Here is a 16,973-nt window from a genome sequence, read left to right on the forward strand (position 1 = left end):
CTGAATTGCGTATAGTTGGGCCGGTAAGAGGTGAGCGCCAATGGATGGCGCTCACATAAGTGCAGCAGAAAGCACGCACAAGACTAAATGGACTTAGATGACCCTCTACGACTTGAAACCCGCTTTTCAGAACCTGCTACGCCCCTTGGTCGGTCGGCTAGCCGCTGCAGGTATCACTCCCAACCAGGTGACGGCTGCGGCCTGCATAGCGTCGATCGCTTATGGGCTGGCACTCTTCTTTGTCGACACACCGCTCCTGTGGCTCGGCCTGCCCGTGTTTCTGCTGTTACGGATGATGCTGAACGCCATCGACGGCATGCTGGCCCGAGAGCACAACATGACCAGCCGCGCCGGCGTCGTCCTCAATGAAACCGGCGACCTGATCTCCGATGCCGCCCTCTACCTCGCCTTTATCGGCATCGCCACGTTGAACGACTTTTCAGTGGTACTTTTCGTACTATTCGCCTGGCTGGGTGAGGTGGTGGCCATTCTCGGCTACAGCCTGTGCCAGCAAAGAATCAATTCGGGTCCGCTGGGCAAAAGCGACCGCGCCTTTGTGATGTCCGCAATTGCCCTGCTGTTCGCCGTTGCACCAGACCTGCTGAACAGCATCGTCAATTTCCTGTTTATCGCTCTGAATATCCTCGCAGCTCTCACCCTCATCAACCGCAGCCAGAAGGTGATTAAATTCCATGGATAAGGACAAACTTGCCACCCCGCTTGAGGACAGGCTCGACCAGTTTTACGCGGCAGACGGCACCAAGATCGTATTTCGCCACTGGCATCCTGAAACATTTAACCAGCGTATTCTGGTGCTGCTGCATCGCGGCCATGAGCACTCTGCCCGCATGGCGGAGATGGCCGATTTTTTCGTCCAGCAGGGCTACAGCGTTTACGCCTGGGATGCGCGCGGTAACGGCCTGTCCGAGGGTGAACGGGATCACGCCGACAGTTATGCCCAGCTGGCGCACGACCTGGATCTGTTTATCCAGCGCATCGAGGAAGAGAGCGGTATTAACCGCGATCAATTCGTAGTGATCGCCAGCAGTGTGGGCGCGGTAATAGCCACAGCCTGGCTGCACGACTACGCACCGAAGATCCGTGGCATAATCCTCGCCACTCCAGCCTTCAAGATTCGCCTGTACATACCGTTTTCAGAACCGTTGCTGGCAGTGGCGCAGAAATTCAAACTCATGCCCCGGGTCAGCAGCTACGTAAAATCGCGCATGCTGACCCACGATCGCCAGCAACAGCAGATCTATAACGAAGACCCGCTGATCTCCACGTCGATCTCTACGCCCCTGCTGCTGGATACACTGAAAACCGGCCGTCGGCTGGTGGATGACGCCGGCGCTATCACCACCCCGCTGTTACTGCTCTCTGCCGGCAAGGACTGGGTGGTGCACCGCTCACCTCAGCGCAGGTTCTACGAGCGCCTGAGCTCAGAACACAAGGAGTGGCACTACAACCCGAACGCCCACCATGCCCTGTTTATCGAAGATGACCGCAACGCCACCTACCAGCGCTGCCTGACATTTATAGAATCGGTATTTGAGCGCGAACCCCGGGTGCCCGACCTGTGCAACGCCGATCAACACGGTTACAGCCGCGATCGCTACGATGCCATGGCGCTACCCTGCTACAACCCGTCTTATCCGCTAATGCGCTGGACGATCAAACAGTTCGGCGGCATTAGCCAGGGGATTAAAATCGGCCGCGATCTGGGGTTCGATTCCGGCGCTTCGCTGGAGTACGTCTACAACAATACCGCCACAGGCAAGAGCCCCATCGGCCGCTGGATCGACCGGATCTATCTGGATTCACCAGGCTGGCAGGGCATACGCCAACGCAAGGTGCTGCTGAAACAGCAGATCAACCGGTGTATCGACTCACTCAAGGCAAGGCAGGAAAACGACGACTCAGCACTAATCCGCATCGTTGATATCGCCGCCGGTAACGGCCAATACCTGTTCGAACTCGCCGCTCAGCATGCCGATATGGAACTGGAACTCCGCGACCTGAAGAGCAATAACATCGATATCATGTCGCGCGTTATCAGCGAACGAAACCTCGACGAACGCGCCCAGGCGGTAAAGGCCGACGCCTTTGCCGCTCAAACCTATTCCAGCGAAGAGCGCTACCAGATCGCCGTGTCCTCCGGCGTATTTGAGCTGTTCAGCACTAATGCCTTTATCACCGCCGCCATCAAAGGTATCCACAGCCAGCTCGGTGATAACGGGTTTTATGTTTATACCAATCAGCCCTGGCACTCGCAGCAGAAGCTGATCGCCAAGACGCTGAACGACCACCAGGGCAAGCTCTGGAGCATGCGCTGCCGTACTCAGGCGGAAATGGATGCCCTGGTTGAAGCGGAAGGGTTTAAAAAGATAGGCATGCTGATCGACAACACCGGCATGTTTACCGTATCGATCGCTCGGAAAGGCTAGCTCAGAACGAGGGTTTGTAGACAGCACGCCCCGTGCCGATTGAGTTGGCGCGGGCCAATCAGAACCACCCAGGCTAATCGCGACGGGGCGTCGCTCCTACGAATAGTGTGATAACACCATCGCAGGAGGCGTGCCCTCGCGCCGCTAAGACTTGGCTTAAACCTGGGTCTTCGGCGGCTCGACACCAAGGCGCTGCGCCGCGATCACGGCCTGGGTGCGGCTATGGACACCCAGTTTGCGCAGGATAGCGGTAACGTGTGCCTTGATCGTGGCTTCGGATACGCTGAGCTCGTAGGCGATCTGCTTGTTCAACAGGCCTTCGGTCAGCATGGTCAGTACGCGGAACTGCTGCGGTGTCAGGGATGCCAGCGCTGCAGCAAACTTCTGATCTTCTTCGGTGACCAGGTCATCCAGGGTGTCGGAGATCTCCTGCGGCAGCCACTCATCCCCCTGGAGCACAGCGGTAATCGCTTCAGAGATCACTTCCAGCGGTGCTGATTTGGGAATAAAGCCGGAGGCGCCGTAATCGATCGCCCGCTTCATCACGTTGGGCTCTTCGCTGCCGGAAACAACCACGACGGGAATTCCAGGATGCTGACCTCGCATAAAGACCAGGCCAGAAAAACCCTGGGCGCCGGGCATGTGGATATCGAGCAAAACCAGGTCGGCATCGCCATGCGCCTCAGCGGTTTCTTGCACGGCTGCCAGTGTATCCGCTTCCAGAATGGCGACTCCCGGCACTGCCTGCATCACCGCCTGCTTCAGTGCTGCACGAAACAGCGGGTAGTCGTCAGCAATGATGATCTTCTGGGCCAGCTGCATACCTCGTTCCCCTTTGCCTGCGATCCTGCTTCGGGATCTTGCCTGATTCCGGAATTTCCAAGCTGAGGATCATATCAGGATTGAAAAAAAAACGCCCTGTAGACAGTGTGTCTACAGGGCGTTTTTATCTGCAAAACTGTGAGCGACTAGACGCCTGTCAGCCTTTGCGGTTCATACGGTGCTCGATCAGTTCATCGACCACGCTCGGATCAGCCAGGGTTGAGGTATCACCCAGAGCACCAAAATCGTCTTCAGCGATCTTACGCAGGATACGACGCATGATCTTACCGGAACGGGTTTTCGGCATACCCGGCGCGAACTGAATCAGGTCAGGAGAGGCGATCGGTCCGATCTCCGAACGTACCCAGTTGCGCAGCTCCTTCATCAGCTCGTCGGTGGGCTCGAAGCCTGCCTGCAGCGTGACATAAACGTAGATACCCTGGCCTTTGAGGTCATGCGGGTAACCAACCACTGCCGCTTCTGCGACCGCTTCATGAGCTACCAGCGCGGATTCAACCTCGGCGGTACCCATACGGTGGCCGGAGACGTTGATGACGTCATCGACGCGGCCAGTGATCCAGTAGTAGCCGTCAGCATCGCGACGGGCACCGTCACCTGTGGTGTAGTAGCCCTTGAAGCTGGAGAAGTAGGTGTTGGTGAAGCGCTCGTGATCACCCCAGATGGAGCGGCTCTGGCCGGGCCAGGAGTCCTTGATCACCAGGTTACCCTCTGCGGCACCTTCAATCTCGTTGCCTTCGTTGTCTACCAGCGCCGGCTGCACACCGAAGAACGGCATGGATGCAGAGCCCGGCTTGGCAGCGGTAGCGCCCGGCAGCGGCACGATCATGATGCCGCCGGTTTCGGTCTGCCACCAGGTATCGACGATCGGGCACTTACCTTTACCGATCACGCGGTTGTACCACTCCCAGGCTTCCGGGTTGATCGGCTCGCCGACCGAGCCCAGCAGTTTCAGGGTGGACAGGTCGGAGTCACCCAGTACATCTTCACCCTGCTGCATCAGCGCGCGGATAGCGGTCGGTGCGGTGTAGAACTGGTTAACCTTGTGCTTCTCGATAACACGGCCAAAACGGCTGTTGTCTGGGTAGCTCGGCACACCTTCGAACATCAGCGTGGTCGCGCCGTTGGCCAGCGGGCCGTAAACGATGTAGCTGTGACCGGTCACCCAACCCACGTCGGCAGTACACCAGTAGATATCGCCATCGTGGTAATCGAATACATATTCATGGCTCATGGAAGCGTAAACCATGTAGCCACCGGTGGTGTGCTTGAGGCCTTTCGGCGCGCCGGTTGAGCCGGATGTGTAAAGAATGAACAGCGGCGCTTCCGCTTCCATCTCTTCCACCGGGCAATCGGTGGATGCTGCCGCTACGGCTTCGTCGTACCAGACATCGCGGGCGTCATCCCACTCGGTTTCCTTATCGACGCGCTTGACGACGATGACCTTCTCGCAGCTCTTCTTGGCGCCAGCGTGGGTCAGTGCCTTGTCGACGTTGGCTTTCAGCGGAACGGCCTTGCCGCCACGCAGAGAGTAGTTGGAAGTAACCACCAGCTTGGAGTTCGCGCCTTCGATACGCGCTGCCAGTGCTTCCGGAGAGAAACCACCGAATACGATGGAGTGAACCGCACCGATACGGGCGCAGGCCAGCATGGCTACGGCTGCTTCAGGGATCATCGGCAGGTAAAGCGTAACCACGTCGCCCTTTTCAACGCCCTGCGCCTTCAGCACATTGGCGAAGCGGCAGACACGCTCATGCAGGTCTCGGTAAGTGATTTTCTGATCTTCGCTGGGGTCGTCGCCTTCCCAGATGATGGCGACCTGATCGCCGCGGGTTTCCAGGTGACGGTCGAGACAGTTGTAGGAGGCGTTCAGCGTGCCATCTTCAAACCATTTGATCGAGACGTTGTGCGGATCGAAGGTGGTGTTCTTGACCTTGGTGTACGGTTTGAACCAGTCCAGGCGTTTGCCCTGCTCGCCCCAGAAGGCTTCCGGCTCATTCACCGACTGCTCATACATGGCCGCGTATTTCTCAGCGTCGATATGTGCGTTGGCCGCGAACGCCGGATCAACCGCGTAGATTTTCTCTTCACTCATGGTTTTGCCCCTAGCCTTGGTATTTTGTTTTTATACAGATCTGGCTCTGGTCTTATGTTGTTATAGGTGACCAGAGATTGAGTGTTCATAATCTGCATAGAGTTATACTTGAGTGGTGCTAAGCCCCTGAATTAGACATTGGTCTATCGATTCTTAGACTAAAGAACTTGGTTATTGCAAGTATGTGAACACTTACAAACAGAGGTATAGCGCTCAAGCCTGACTATGAACAACATTAATGACAAACTGAGTTAGAACTCGATCCCTTCCTCCCGCATCCTTGCCAGTTTGTACCTGAGGGTGCGTGGACTGATCCCCAGTTTCTCCGATGCATCCTTGCGACTGCCACCACAAGCGTTGAGCGCATCGATGATCAATTGATATTCACGCTGACGCAGATCCTGGCCGAGTACACCGGCCTGCTCCTCGGTTTCTGCCGCTACAGCGGGTGCTGAGACGGCCGCCACTGAACCGCCGGCGAGCGGAATCGCTCCGCCGGACAGATGCAGGTCAGCGCCATCGATCAGGCTGGCCGGCTGCAGAATCAACGCTCGCTGAATCGCGTTATCCAGCTCCCTCACGTTGCCGGGCCAGTCGTGCTCACGCAGGATCGCCTCAGCCGCGGGGGTCAGCTGCACCCGGCCACGTTTCATCTTGCCGCCATGACGGGCAAGAATTCTGCGCGCCAGCGGAACGATATCCTCGCGCCGCTCACGCAGCGGCTGCCACTGCAGCGGGAACACGTTCAGACGGTAATAGAGATCCTCGCGGAAGCGGCCCTCGGCCACGTACTCCTCGAGCTTGCGGTTACTGGTGGCCAGCACGCGCACATCCAGCTGAATCGTCTTGCGCCCACCGATCCGCTCCACCTCCTGCTCCTGCAGCACGCGCAACAGTTTCGCCTGCAGGCCAAGATCCATCTCACTGATCTCATCAAGCAGCAGCGTGCCACCGTTAGCCTGCTCAAACTTGCCGGGAGCGCTGGTGTAGGCGCCGGTAAAAGCGCCCTTCTCGTGACCGAACAGCGTGGCTTCGAGCATATTTTCCGGGATAGCCGCACAGTTAATCGCCACGAAAGGCGCTTTGCAGCGCGGAGAGTGGTCATGAATATAGCGCGCCAGCACCTCTTTACCGGTACCGGATTCACCGGTGACCAGCACGGTGGAATCGGTCTGCGCCACGCGCTGTGCCAGTTGCAAAAGCTGCTGGCTACCGGCCGACTCCGCCACCGGTGCTTCTCGTTCGCCACGTTTATCACTGCCCATGCCGGCATGGTTGTGGATCAGCTCGATCAGCTGTTCCGGTTCGAAGGGTTTCATCAGGTAATCGACGGCGCCGTTGCGGATCGCATCCACCGCTTTTTCCACCTGTCCGAACGCAGTGATCAGCGCCACGGGGATCGCCGGATAATGTTTACGCACCTGCGCCAGCAACTGATGGCCGTCGATACCCGGCATGTTCACATCGGAAACCAGCATCTCAACGGGCTGCTTTTTCAGCAGCTCCAGCGCTTCCTCACCACTGCCGGCGGTCAGATGCTCGATATCGGCCAGCTCCAGCGTGTCCGCCAGCGCTTCGCGCAGTTCCAGATCATCTTCGACGATGAGTACACAAGGTGTCATAAATCCGTTCCGCTCTCTTCAGCCGCCGAACCGTCGGCAGCCATTTCCATAAGGGGTAGTAAAAAGGTAGCGCAGGTGCCAGTACCGGGCTTGGACAGAATCTGGAATTCACCGTGATGGGCACGGGCGATCACCTGGGCCACGGCCAGGCCCAGCCCGGTGCCATGGGATTTTGTGGTGTAAAACGGCTCCAGCGCCTGGCGCACCTGTTCCGGGCTCATACCCGGCCCGGTATCGACCACATCCAGACGCAGCCTGCTGTTCTCTTCGGCCAGGCGAATGGTCAGTTCGGCCCCGTCACCACCGGCCTGGAGCGCATTGTTGACCAGGTTCATAACCGCTCCCAGCAACGCTTCCAGGTTGCACTGGACCACGGCATCAGGAGCCTGATTGACCAGGTGGCAGTCCGCATCGGCGCTGGCCAACGGCATATCCAGCAGATCATCGATACGCATTTCCAGTTCTCGCCCGGTCACCCGGTTTTCAAGCTTGGTTTCACCGCGGGCAAAGATCAGCATATCGCGTACCTGCTGCTCCAGGTGAGTCAGGCGTGACTTCACCTTGCCGGCAAAGCGTATCCGCTTGTCATCATCCAACTGGGGCGCGCCAAGGTGGCTGGCGTAGAGCAACGCAGCCGAGAGCGGTGTGCGCACCTGATGCGCCAGCGAGGCCATCATCCGGCCCATTTCGGAGAGGCGCTGATAGTGATGCAGTTTATTCTGCAAAAGACGTGTATCGGTCTGATCCGAGAGAAAGACGAGCTGGCCGGGCTCTCCCTCCAGCGCCCGGGTGGCGAGGCTGACCCTCTTGCCGTTTTTCAGCGAAACTTCGTGGCCATCATCGGGCCGCGGCGCAAAACAGGCGTTGATCACATCCACCCAGCGCTGGCCGCTGAGCTCGACACCCAGCAGCTCCCGCGCGGCAGGATTGCTCTCGGTCACCAGACCGCGATTATCGATTACCAGCACACCACTGGGCATCTGGTCGATCAGGCGTCTTAGCCGCGCTAAAGCCTGGCGCTCCTGTTTGAGACGGGCAACCTCCGCTTCCAGCTCGGCGATCCGCTGTTTGTCACTCATTGCATAGAACTCATTCTGCGGCGCTCACTGCTCGGGAATTCTCACCGGATACCTATTAATTTAGCCAAATAATTTAGGCGAATAATTTAAGCGAAAGTACCTTGGGCGAAAGTACCTGGAACTTAAGTACCTGGGGCGTATTAGTTGGCACTTATTGCCGGGAGATGCCGTATTTGCGCATCTTCTCCACCAGGGTGGTGCGGCGAATCCCAAGCTCATCAGCGGCCCGGGCCACCACATTGGTACAACGCTCCAGCGCCTGATTGATCAGCGAGCGCTCCAGTTTTTCCAGGAAACGCTTCAGCTCTATCCCTTCAGGAGGCAGCTGTACCCCACCGGAAGCCGGCAGAGCCTGGGTATAAATCTGCGTTTCCTCCACCAGAGACAACTGCCTGGCATCCTGTGCATAACGACCAGGATCAGGTTCTTCAATATGGCGGAATTTTGGCGGCAGTTCAGAAACCCCGACAATCCCATCCGGATAGATGATAGCCAGACGCTCCAGCAGGTTGGCCAGCTCTCGCACATTACCCTGCCAGGGGTGCTTTTTCAGAGATTCAAGCGCCGAGGGGTGAAAGCGAAAACTGCCGATACCTTCAAGCTTCAGACGCTCGATCAAACCATTGACCAATAACGGCAGATCATCAAGGCGCTCGCGCAACGCAGGCATCTCGATGGGAAATACATTCAGGCGGTAGTAGAGGTCCTCGCGGAACTCGCCCGCCTCGATCATCGTTTCGAGATCCTTATGGGTCGCCGCGATAATACGTACGTCGGCTTCCTGGGTTTTAGTGCCGCCAACACGCTCGAACTGGCGCTCCTGAATCACGCGCAGCAGCTTCACCTGCATCGGTAGCGGCATATCGCCGATCTCATCCAGAAACAGTGTGCCGCCTTGGGCCAGCTCAAAACGCCCTGCCCGGCTGGAGATCGCACCGGTAAAAGCACCCTTCTCGTGGCCGAACAGCTCACTCTCCAGCAGTTCCGCAGGAATGGCGCCGCAGTTAACCGGCACAAAAGGCCCTTCCGCCCGGGCCGACTGCTCGTGCAGACAGCGCGCCACCACCTCTTTACCGGTACCGGATTCGCCGGTGATCAACACACTGATATCGCGCGGCGCTACCTGTGCGATCAACCGCTTTACCTCAATGATCGACGGGCTTTGACCAACCAGGGATGAGAGTTCAGGGTGGGACGGGGAATGCTGCTGCGTGGAAAACACATAGCAGTGATGCAGCAGATCAAGCATAGCCGCGTAGCTGTAAGGCTCCTGTAGATGCCCCACCCCGCCGGCGTTTTCAAAGTCAGATTCGGACAGCTCCGGCCAGTCGCACACCAGCACCTTGGGCAGAATCCGCTCCTGATCATTGAGATCGGCAATCAGCTTGTTAAGAGAGATCGGCAGGCTACTTTCGCCAAGAAACACCACCGAAGTGGTCGACAGATCAAAGGACTTGCCCTGCTGCAGCCAGGTCACAAAGTCAAAAACATGACACTGGAGCTCGAGGAACTCGCAGATCCCCTGCAGATGGTCGCGCCGCTCCAGGGCATCATCGATGATCAGAACATTAGATCCGCTGAGGTGCATCGGTCGATCCGGGTTGCGTCAGTATTCTGACAAGTTACTCGACCTCAGGGGATTGTCAAGGAATTGACAGATTAAAGCGGACGCCCGTGTAGAAGCAGCGCCCTCGCCGCGATACCCTCTGCGGGTTGAACAACCACCCCGCCTGCTTCAACCGGCGCGAAGCGCGCCTCCTACAGCAGCCCCCGAAACCTCGGCAGAGCACCTTATCGGTAGGAGCGGCGCCCCCGCCGCGAACACTGTCAAAGGCTGTCTGACTCAATCACTGCTGGTAGCAATCAAGCTGGCAGGGTCAAAGCTGTGAGCAGAGCCACTGGCATAGCTGCCCGGCAGAGCGCTGTTAAAGATATGTGGCTTGATCTTGCCGACCACATGCATTTCACAGGGCTTGCAGTCGAACTTCAGGGTCAGCACCTCATCACCATGAACCAGCTGCATATCGCTGACCTTGGTTCTTACGCCGGTCACGCCCTTGGCCTGCTTGGGGCAGAGGTTGAACGAAAAGCGCAGGCAGTGCTTGGTGATCATCACCGGCACATCGCCGGTTTCCTGATGGGCTTCAAACGCCGCTTCAATCAGCTGTACGCCAAAACGTTTATAAAAGGCGCGGGCCTTGTCGTTATAAACGTTATCGAGGAACGACAACTGAGTATCCGGGTATACCGGGGCCGGCTCGCTCACCGCCTTGCGGAATCCGCGCGGGTGAATTTTCAGTCGCGCCTCTGAAAGCTGCTCGATCATATCCCGGCGCAGCGCTTTCAGCTGTGAGCCTGGAATAAAGCGAGCGTCCCCGCTGATACTGATCTCTTGAGCGTAGTAGATGGTATTGCCCAGCTTGGCGAAAGCATCGTGCAGTTGCTGCTGCGCCTTTTCGACGTTCTTGGCAGCTTCAAACGGACCGGCCAGTTCTGCGCTAATCTCAACGCCCTCTTCACTGACCAGCCTTGCGCTGAGCCTCTCTTCGCTGGAATCCAGCTGCCAGTTCACCAGCACCTTGCGCTCGGCAGAGGTCTTGGTCAGCGCCTGCTGCCAGTCATGGTCCAGGTTGCGGTTCAGTTTCAGCGGCGGGCGAACCTTTGCCAGCTCCTGCGGCATTTCATTGGGCACCACCCGGTACTGCCAGAAATGGACGCCGTCATCCTCACCGGAGGGGAAGTCACACAAGGGGTAGACGTTATTCACCCGGAAACCCACCACCTCGCGCTTCACCAGCACATTGAGGCCATCGCCGTTGTTAAGCTGCGTCGTGGTCTGAACGGTCAGATCCTTTTTGCCAACACCGATCAGCTCACCAACCGGCAGCCCCACAAACTTGGGTGAATCGAAGGCGCCGATATCGATCTTGCGCTCGGAGACGAAATAATCGGTGCTACCGCGATGGAAGGTCTGGTCCGGATCCGGCTCGAAAAAGTGCTCGGTCACACCGCTCGACGCCCGTTCAAGATCAGGGCGCTCCGCCAGGATCTCATCCAGCAGTTTGCGGTAATGGGCGGTGATGTTTTTGACGTAGCTGACATCCTTGTAGCGGCCTTCGATCTTGAAGGAGCGTACACCGGCATCAACCAAGGCACGCAGATTGTCGCTCTGGTTGTTGTCCTTCATCGACAGCAGGTGCTTGTCATAGGCCACCACCTGCCCCTTGTCGTCTTTCAGCGTATAGGGCAAGCGGCAGGCCTGGGAGCAGTCCCCACGGTTGGCACTGCGGCCGGTCTGGGCGTGGGAGATATTGCACTGCCCCGAGAAGGCCACGCACAGAGCCCCGTGGATAAAGAACTCAACGGCCGCATCAACGCTGTCGCTGATATCACGAATCTGCTGCAGGTTCAGCTCACGGGCCAGGACGATCTGCGAGAAGCCAGCCTGCGACAGAAACTCCGCCTTCTCCTGACGGCGGATATCACACTGGGTGCTGGCGTGAATCTCAATCGGCGGGATATCCATCTCCATGATACCCATATCCTGCACGATCAACGCATCGACGCCGATGTTATACAGCTGATGAATCAGCGCCCGTGCAGGCTCAAGCTCGTCTTCATGCAGGATGGTATTTAAGGTCACGAACACCCGCGCGTGATACTGATGGGCAAACTCCACCAGCCCGGCGATATCCTCAACAGAGTTAGCCGCGTTATGGCGGGCACCAAAACCCGGACCACCGATATAAACGGCGTCAGCACCGTGAAGAATCGCTTCCCTCGCGATACCGGCATCGCGGGCGGGGCTAAGGAGTTCGAGCTGGTTTTTCTTGAGCATGGGTCCACCGGCAGCCAAGGGTGTGGCCGCATCTTTGTTGAGGTATCAGGATGTGGGCAATTTTAGCTGGATTTGCGGTGAAACCCTAACCCGGTGTTTGAGGAGCCGCACACCCGGCCTCGTACCCATAAACGAAAGCCGGCTCACAAGGAGCCGGCTTGGGATATCGCAGCAGCCAGAACGTTTTACTTTACGGAGGTCTTGTTGTGCTCTTCCGCCGGGATGGCAGCCCAGCCCTGAAAGACCTCAGATAGGAGACCTGCGACTTCAGTGACTTTCTCCGCACTGTTTTCGCGATTTGCCTGCATCAACGTAGTGACCATGTAGTCGTAAAGTGTATCCAGGTTAGCGGCAACTTCTCCGCCATTCTCAAAGTCCAGCGAGCCTTTCAGGTTTACGATAATAGAGGAAGCCTTGTTGATCTGCTTAACTCGCAGCTCAACATCCTTACGCTCAATTGCACCGTTCGCCTTGGCAAGTGCTTCCAGCGCGCCCTTGAACAGCATACTGATCAATTCATGAGGGCTGGCAGAGTTAGCAGCAGTATTCAGATCGATGCTCTTGTATTGAGCCAGGGGGCTTGTATTCATTTTCACTCTACCTTGTTGACCGGTGCCTACGCACCGGATTATCAATTCTGTGCGGTAAAGGGCAGTCGGTCCAGAAGCCCTTCCAGCGAATCACCGGTATCATTCAGGCTGCTGACAATCTGCTCCATCGCGAGAAACTGCGCACTCAAACGGGCTTCATACCTTTCCATTCGGCGATCGAGTTCATCCCTGTCCTCTTCCAGCCCATCCAGCTGGTTACTCATATTCTCTTCACGCAGAGCGATAACACCCTCGTTTGACATGAAGCGACTGAGCAGGCTGTCCATGGTACCGGCCACGCCCCTCGAGAAGCTGATATCGAACGGCCCGGTTCCCGCAGCGCCCGGGGACACCGTCAGGTTTAAACCGTATGCATCGGAAGATAGCTCAGGTAGCAGAACATTGCCGGATCCAAACGCGGCCACACCATTTATCGTGCCCTTTACGTCTTGCCCATTTTCAGCGGTTATCGCAGAGGTCGCACCCAAGCCAATGCTGGCCATATCGGCCCCCTGAAGACTCAGAGTCACCTTGGAGTCCTGACCAAATTCCCTGGATTCAAAAGAGAACTGCCCGGTAGCCTCATCAAATCGAACATCCACTGCTGCGTTGACGCCTTTGATATTGTCGTCACCGTTGATCTGCGACTGCAGATCGCTACGCAGCTCTTCAGCGTTCGCATAAGTGCCACTGAGCTGGATGATACTGGATATAGTTCCGTTAACGTTGACGCGGAAGCTGTAATCACCGGCGCTGGCATCAATCGGGCCTCCGCCGAACAAGGTCGCTGCATCGAACGCTTCGCCTGTCAGATAACCTTTGGCCGCGTCCTGAGTCACTTCCACTTCGTACTTGCCGGGCTGGGTTGCACCGATACGCGTTCCCATCCCCACTTCAACATAGCCGTTTTCTGATGACGTTTTACGTGCAAACAGATCGGCGACCTCGTCAAAATTATTGCTGATGGCAGAGCTGAACTCACTTTCTTCAATGGAAAGCGTGCCATCTCTTTCAGTACGAATACCCAGGTTGGTCAAGGCGGTGAAACCAGACTCAAGTCCCGCAACTTCAGACGTAAGGGAGCTTCGTAACTGACGCACCAGCGACTTGGCTGAGCTGTCTGAAGCCAAATCGCCACGCACCAACACGTTCTCTTCATCACGACTGTAGCCGGTCAGGTTTTCGGCCACTTCCTGAAATGCGTTATAGGCATCGACGAAATCCCGGATCGCCTGTTCAGCCACCGAAGAATCTGCCTCTACCGAGAAATTAATCTTCTCGCCAACAGATGCCTTGTTCACCGTGAAATTGAAGCCCTCGATAACATCAGTCATCTTGTTGCTTTCGCGACGGATCTCAAGGCCGTTCACCTTCAGCACTGCATCACTGGCCTGCTGGGTTTCGGTGACGCTGGCGGATTGGCCACTCTGATTGAAATTGAAACCCTGCAGCAGCGCCGGCGCAGACCCCGTTCCATCATCATTACCGGTGACAGACAGCGCGTTGGCTTCTCCTGAAGGAGAACTCAGCATCAGCTGATACTGATCACCCACACGCATAACGCTGGCCTGAATACCTGAATCCGTGCCGTTGATCTTATCTGCAATATCCTCAAGAGAATCGGACTCCTGGATCTCGATACTCAGCGCGGGCTTATCTGCATTGGCTGCGAAGCTATCAGGATCTGTACCCGCATATGTCCAGGTGCCAAACTGAATATCCAGCGTACCGCTGCCACCGAGCGCGGCATTTGCATCGCTATTGCTACCCATGACCAAAGTCTGGGCACTGGCAACGTCAAGGACTTCGATCTGGTAACTGCCGGTCTGAGCCCCGGGATCGAGCGAGTCTGGAGTAATCAGATCGGTTTCTGGAAACGCCACCGAGCGGGCCGAAAAAGTATTAGGGTTGGCCAGCGGTGAAAGCATGCTCTGAAAATCGGACAGTGCACTTTTCAGCGTTCCATAAGCGGAAATCTGGGCACTGAGTTCTTCCGACTTTCTATCGATCCTTTGTTCCTGCGGGGCTCGTTCGGCTTCTACCAATGAGGTAACGAGGTTAACGGTATCGATACCGGACCCTCCCCCAAGGGAAGAAATAATGTTATTCGCCATAACGAACCTCCTTCAACGCTTCGCCTTTCAATCAGGCGCGTTCATCAAATATCAAGCCAACCATGCCCTCTAGAAACTCAGAGAACTTGAGCTGCTCTTCCGTGGGAATCTGACGTACTACTTCATCCGTGGTCATATCGATCACTTTGACAACCATTTCGCTCGTGGAATCATCCACAGCAAAACGCAGCGATCGATTAGTATTATCCATCAATTGATTCATCTTCTCGACAGCAGCCTGCAGATCCTCTGCTGTGGGACCAGGCTGCTCAGCAGCTCCGCTTTGCTGAACCGCCTCGGTGGACGCATTCAGGGTACGCACGGGAACACTGGCATTGCTGGCTATATCCGCACTTTCAGGCAACTGACGGGAAGACACACTCGATTGCGGTAAAAGCTGAGTGTTGTTGCTGTTTAGGCCGGAGGCATCGATGGTCATAACGCTTACCTCTTAGGTTAGAAAGGCCGCCCTCCACTGGAGGGCAGCCTCTATTACATCAAGAGTACACTACCCTGATGCTTACTGGAGCAGTGACAGTACCTGCTGCGGCTGGGCGTTAGCCTGGGCCAGCATTGCGGTACCAGCCTGCTGCAGCACCTGCGCACGGGACAGGTTAGCCGACTCTTTCGCGAAGTCTGCATCTTCGATTCGAGAACGTGCAGCTGCCTGGTTCTCGGAGATGTTGGACAGGTTAGTCATGGTGGAATCCAGACGGTTGCTCACCGCACCCAGATCACCACGGATGGAGCTGACCTGTTCCAGGGCTTCATCAAGAATGTCGATCGCTTTCTGAGCACCGGCGACGGTAGAGATATCGATATCTGCTACGGAGTTGCCGACGGAGTCTGCGTCATTGGTTTCCAGAAGACCGGTGGTAGCAGTGGATGCTGTACCATCTTCACGGAAGGAGATAGACATCTCGCTGCCATCAACGGTTTTCAGACTCAGCACACCAGAAGCTGCAGTGGCAACGACACCGGTTTCAGCGCTTTTTTCGTTGATTGCATCTGCAAGGTTATCAGCCTGCTCGGCACCATCGGCACCAGCGTCTACTGCACCGATTTCAACACCATTGATAACCAGGTCACCCTCAACGATATCCGCGACATCTGCATCCGCAATAGTGAAACCTGTAATCTCACCACCATCTCGGGTCTGAACACCCACTGCTGTCAACATAGTCGAGGTCACAGTACCAGTGGTACCGATATCTACACTGTCAACGTTGCTGTCTGTGATGGTGAAGGAAAGCTGCGCATTCTGTGTAACATCAGCACCATCAGTCAGCCCTGCGGCTTGCCCGCCAGTGCCATCGGTCACAGTAATCGTAGCACCGGTTTCGCTAGTCAGCTGCAGCTTGCCGTCCTCGTTCAGCGAGGCGCTGATCATGCCTTCACCCTGTTCATTGATCTTGGCGACCAGCTCTTCCATGCTACCGGTGTCGGTAATCTGCAACTGGTTGGACTCAGCTCCCGGGCCGATCAAGTTAATTTCAAGCACAGCGGTGCCGCGGATTACACCGGTACCTTCATCAGCAGCGGTCATCTCAGTGAACGCGGAAACTTCGACACCGGAAATGTTGGAGTTGATCGTATCCAGCGCTTCCTGCAGGTTTGCGGAATCGGACAGATCGCCGACGCTCTGGTTATTAATTGTCAGAGTTCCGGTGCTGTTAAGTGCTGTCAACCCGGCAAGCAGAGTGCCACTAGCTTCAGTTCCGACCACGTCACCGGCCGCAGTGCCACCGAGACCCTCAGCATCAAGTTTGCCGATCGTGGTGGAGATAGTCTGGTTCGCTTCCGAACCAACCTGCAAAATCAGGTCGCCCATGGAACCGTCAAGCAGGTTCTGGCCGTTAAAGCTTGTAGTCTCAGCGATACGGGTCAGCTCTTCCTGAAGCTGAACAACCTCAGCGTTCAGGGTCGCACGGTTACCGGAATCGTAAGTACCGTTCGCAGACTGGATTGAGAGCTCACGCATACGCTGCAGGATATTGGTAGTCTCATCCAGCGCGCCTTCCGCGGTCTGGATAAGCGCCTGACCATCGTTAGCATTTCGAACAGCCTGGTCGAGGCCACGAATCTGAGAGGTCATACGGTTTGCGATAGCCAAGCCAGCAGCATCATCCGCTGCAGAGTTGATGCGCTTACCGCTGGTCAGACGTTCCATGGAAGTATTGAGGTCGTTCTGACTCTTGGTCAGCTGGTTTTGCGCGTTGAGCGACATGATATTGGAGTTGATTACCATAGCCATGAGAGTTTCTCCTCAAAAGTTCGGCTAGTCTGAGCGGCGTTAGCACTCGTTCTGTAGGTTCAAAGCAATTACTGCCTGTGAATTCTGTTATCGG

The 16,973-nt window shown here is 56.4% G+C and carries 12 protein-coding genes; 2 read left to right on the top strand and 10 right to left on the bottom strand.

The window, feature by feature from the left end; genetic code table 11:
* The first annotated feature begins 97 nt into the window (after positions 1–97).
* A complete protein-coding gene (locus tag C4S72_RS13495) occupies positions 98–700 on the top strand; it encodes a CDP-alcohol phosphatidyltransferase family protein (RefSeq protein WP_104003669.1) in 603 nt (200 codons plus the stop codon).
* Entirely contained in the window at positions 693–2,447 is a 1,755-nt protein-coding gene (locus C4S72_RS13500; protein ID WP_104003670.1) for a bifunctional alpha/beta hydrolase/class I SAM-dependent methyltransferase, read from the top strand. The genes C4S72_RS13495 and C4S72_RS13500 overlap by 8 nt, the downstream gene beginning before the upstream one ends.
* Before the next feature lie 156 nt (positions 2,448–2,603).
* On the opposite strand, the gene C4S72_RS13505 is transcribed toward C4S72_RS13500, so the two are convergent.
* The 10 genes from C4S72_RS13505 to C4S72_RS13550 all read right to left on the bottom strand — a co-directional run bounded on the left by C4S72_RS13505 (position 2,604) and on the right by C4S72_RS13550 (position 16,879).
* Positions 2,604–3,269 carry a response regulator transcription factor gene (locus C4S72_RS13505; protein ID WP_104003671.1) on the bottom strand — a complete coding sequence of 222 codons (666 nt, stop codon included), beginning with the start codon at positions 3,267–3,269 and terminating at the stop codon, positions 2,604–2,606.
* Positions 3,270–3,426: 157 nt separating this feature from the next.
* Positions 3,427–5,382 carry an acetate--CoA ligase gene (acs, locus tag C4S72_RS13510; protein ID WP_104003672.1) on the bottom strand — a complete coding sequence of 652 codons (1,956 nt, stop codon included), beginning with the start codon at positions 5,380–5,382 and terminating at the stop codon, positions 3,427–3,429.
* A gap of 251 nt (positions 5,383–5,633) precedes the next feature.
* Positions 5,634–7,004 carry a sigma-54-dependent transcriptional regulator gene (locus tag C4S72_RS13515; protein ID WP_104003673.1) on the bottom strand — a complete coding sequence of 457 codons (1,371 nt, stop codon included), beginning with the start codon at positions 7,002–7,004 and terminating at the stop codon, positions 5,634–5,636.
* A complete protein-coding gene (locus C4S72_RS13520) occupies positions 7,001–8,083 on the bottom strand; it encodes a sensor histidine kinase (RefSeq protein ID WP_104003674.1) in 1,083 nt (360 codons plus the stop codon). The genes C4S72_RS13515 and C4S72_RS13520 overlap by 4 nt, the downstream gene beginning before the upstream one ends.
* 151 nt (positions 8,084–8,234) lie before the next feature.
* Positions 8,235–9,671: a sigma-54 dependent transcriptional regulator gene (locus tag C4S72_RS13525; protein ID WP_104003675.1), complete on the bottom strand. Its 1,437-nt coding sequence runs from the start codon at positions 9,669–9,671 to the stop codon at positions 8,235–8,237.
* A 255-nt stretch (positions 9,672–9,926) separates the two neighbouring features.
* Positions 9,927–11,921, bottom strand: coding sequence for a peptidase U32 family protein (locus C4S72_RS13530; protein ID WP_104003676.1), 1,995 nt, complete (start codon positions 11,919–11,921; stop codon positions 9,927–9,929).
* Positions 11,922–12,106: 185 nt separating this feature from the next.
* The gene (gene fliS / locus C4S72_RS13535; RefSeq protein ID WP_104003677.1) at positions 12,107–12,511 is read right to left on the bottom strand and encodes a flagellar export chaperone FliS; all 405 of its coding nucleotides are present in this window, start codon (positions 12,509–12,511) and stop codon (positions 12,107–12,109) included.
* A gap of 41 nt (positions 12,512–12,552) precedes the next feature.
* Positions 12,553–14,625 (bottom strand): flagellar filament capping protein FliD, encoded by a 2,073-nt coding sequence (gene fliD, locus C4S72_RS13540; protein WP_104003678.1) that lies wholly within the window; start codon positions 14,623–14,625, stop codon positions 12,553–12,555.
* A 31-nt stretch (positions 14,626–14,656) separates the two neighbouring features.
* The gene (locus C4S72_RS13545; RefSeq protein ID WP_104003679.1) at positions 14,657–15,064 is read right to left on the bottom strand and encodes a flagellar protein FlaG; all 408 of its coding nucleotides are present in this window, start codon (positions 15,062–15,064) and stop codon (positions 14,657–14,659) included.
* An 81-nt stretch (positions 15,065–15,145) separates the two neighbouring features.
* Positions 15,146–16,879, bottom strand: coding sequence for a flagellin N-terminal helical domain-containing protein (locus tag C4S72_RS13550; protein ID WP_104003680.1), 1,734 nt, complete (start codon positions 16,877–16,879; stop codon positions 15,146–15,148).
* Positions 16,880–16,973: the final 94 nt, after the last annotated feature.

Origin of the sequence: Marinobacterium lutimaris (assembly GCF_900108065.1) — a bacterium.
Lineage (GTDB): Bacteria > Pseudomonadota > Gammaproteobacteria > Pseudomonadales > Balneatricaceae > Marinobacterium_D > Marinobacterium_D lutimaris.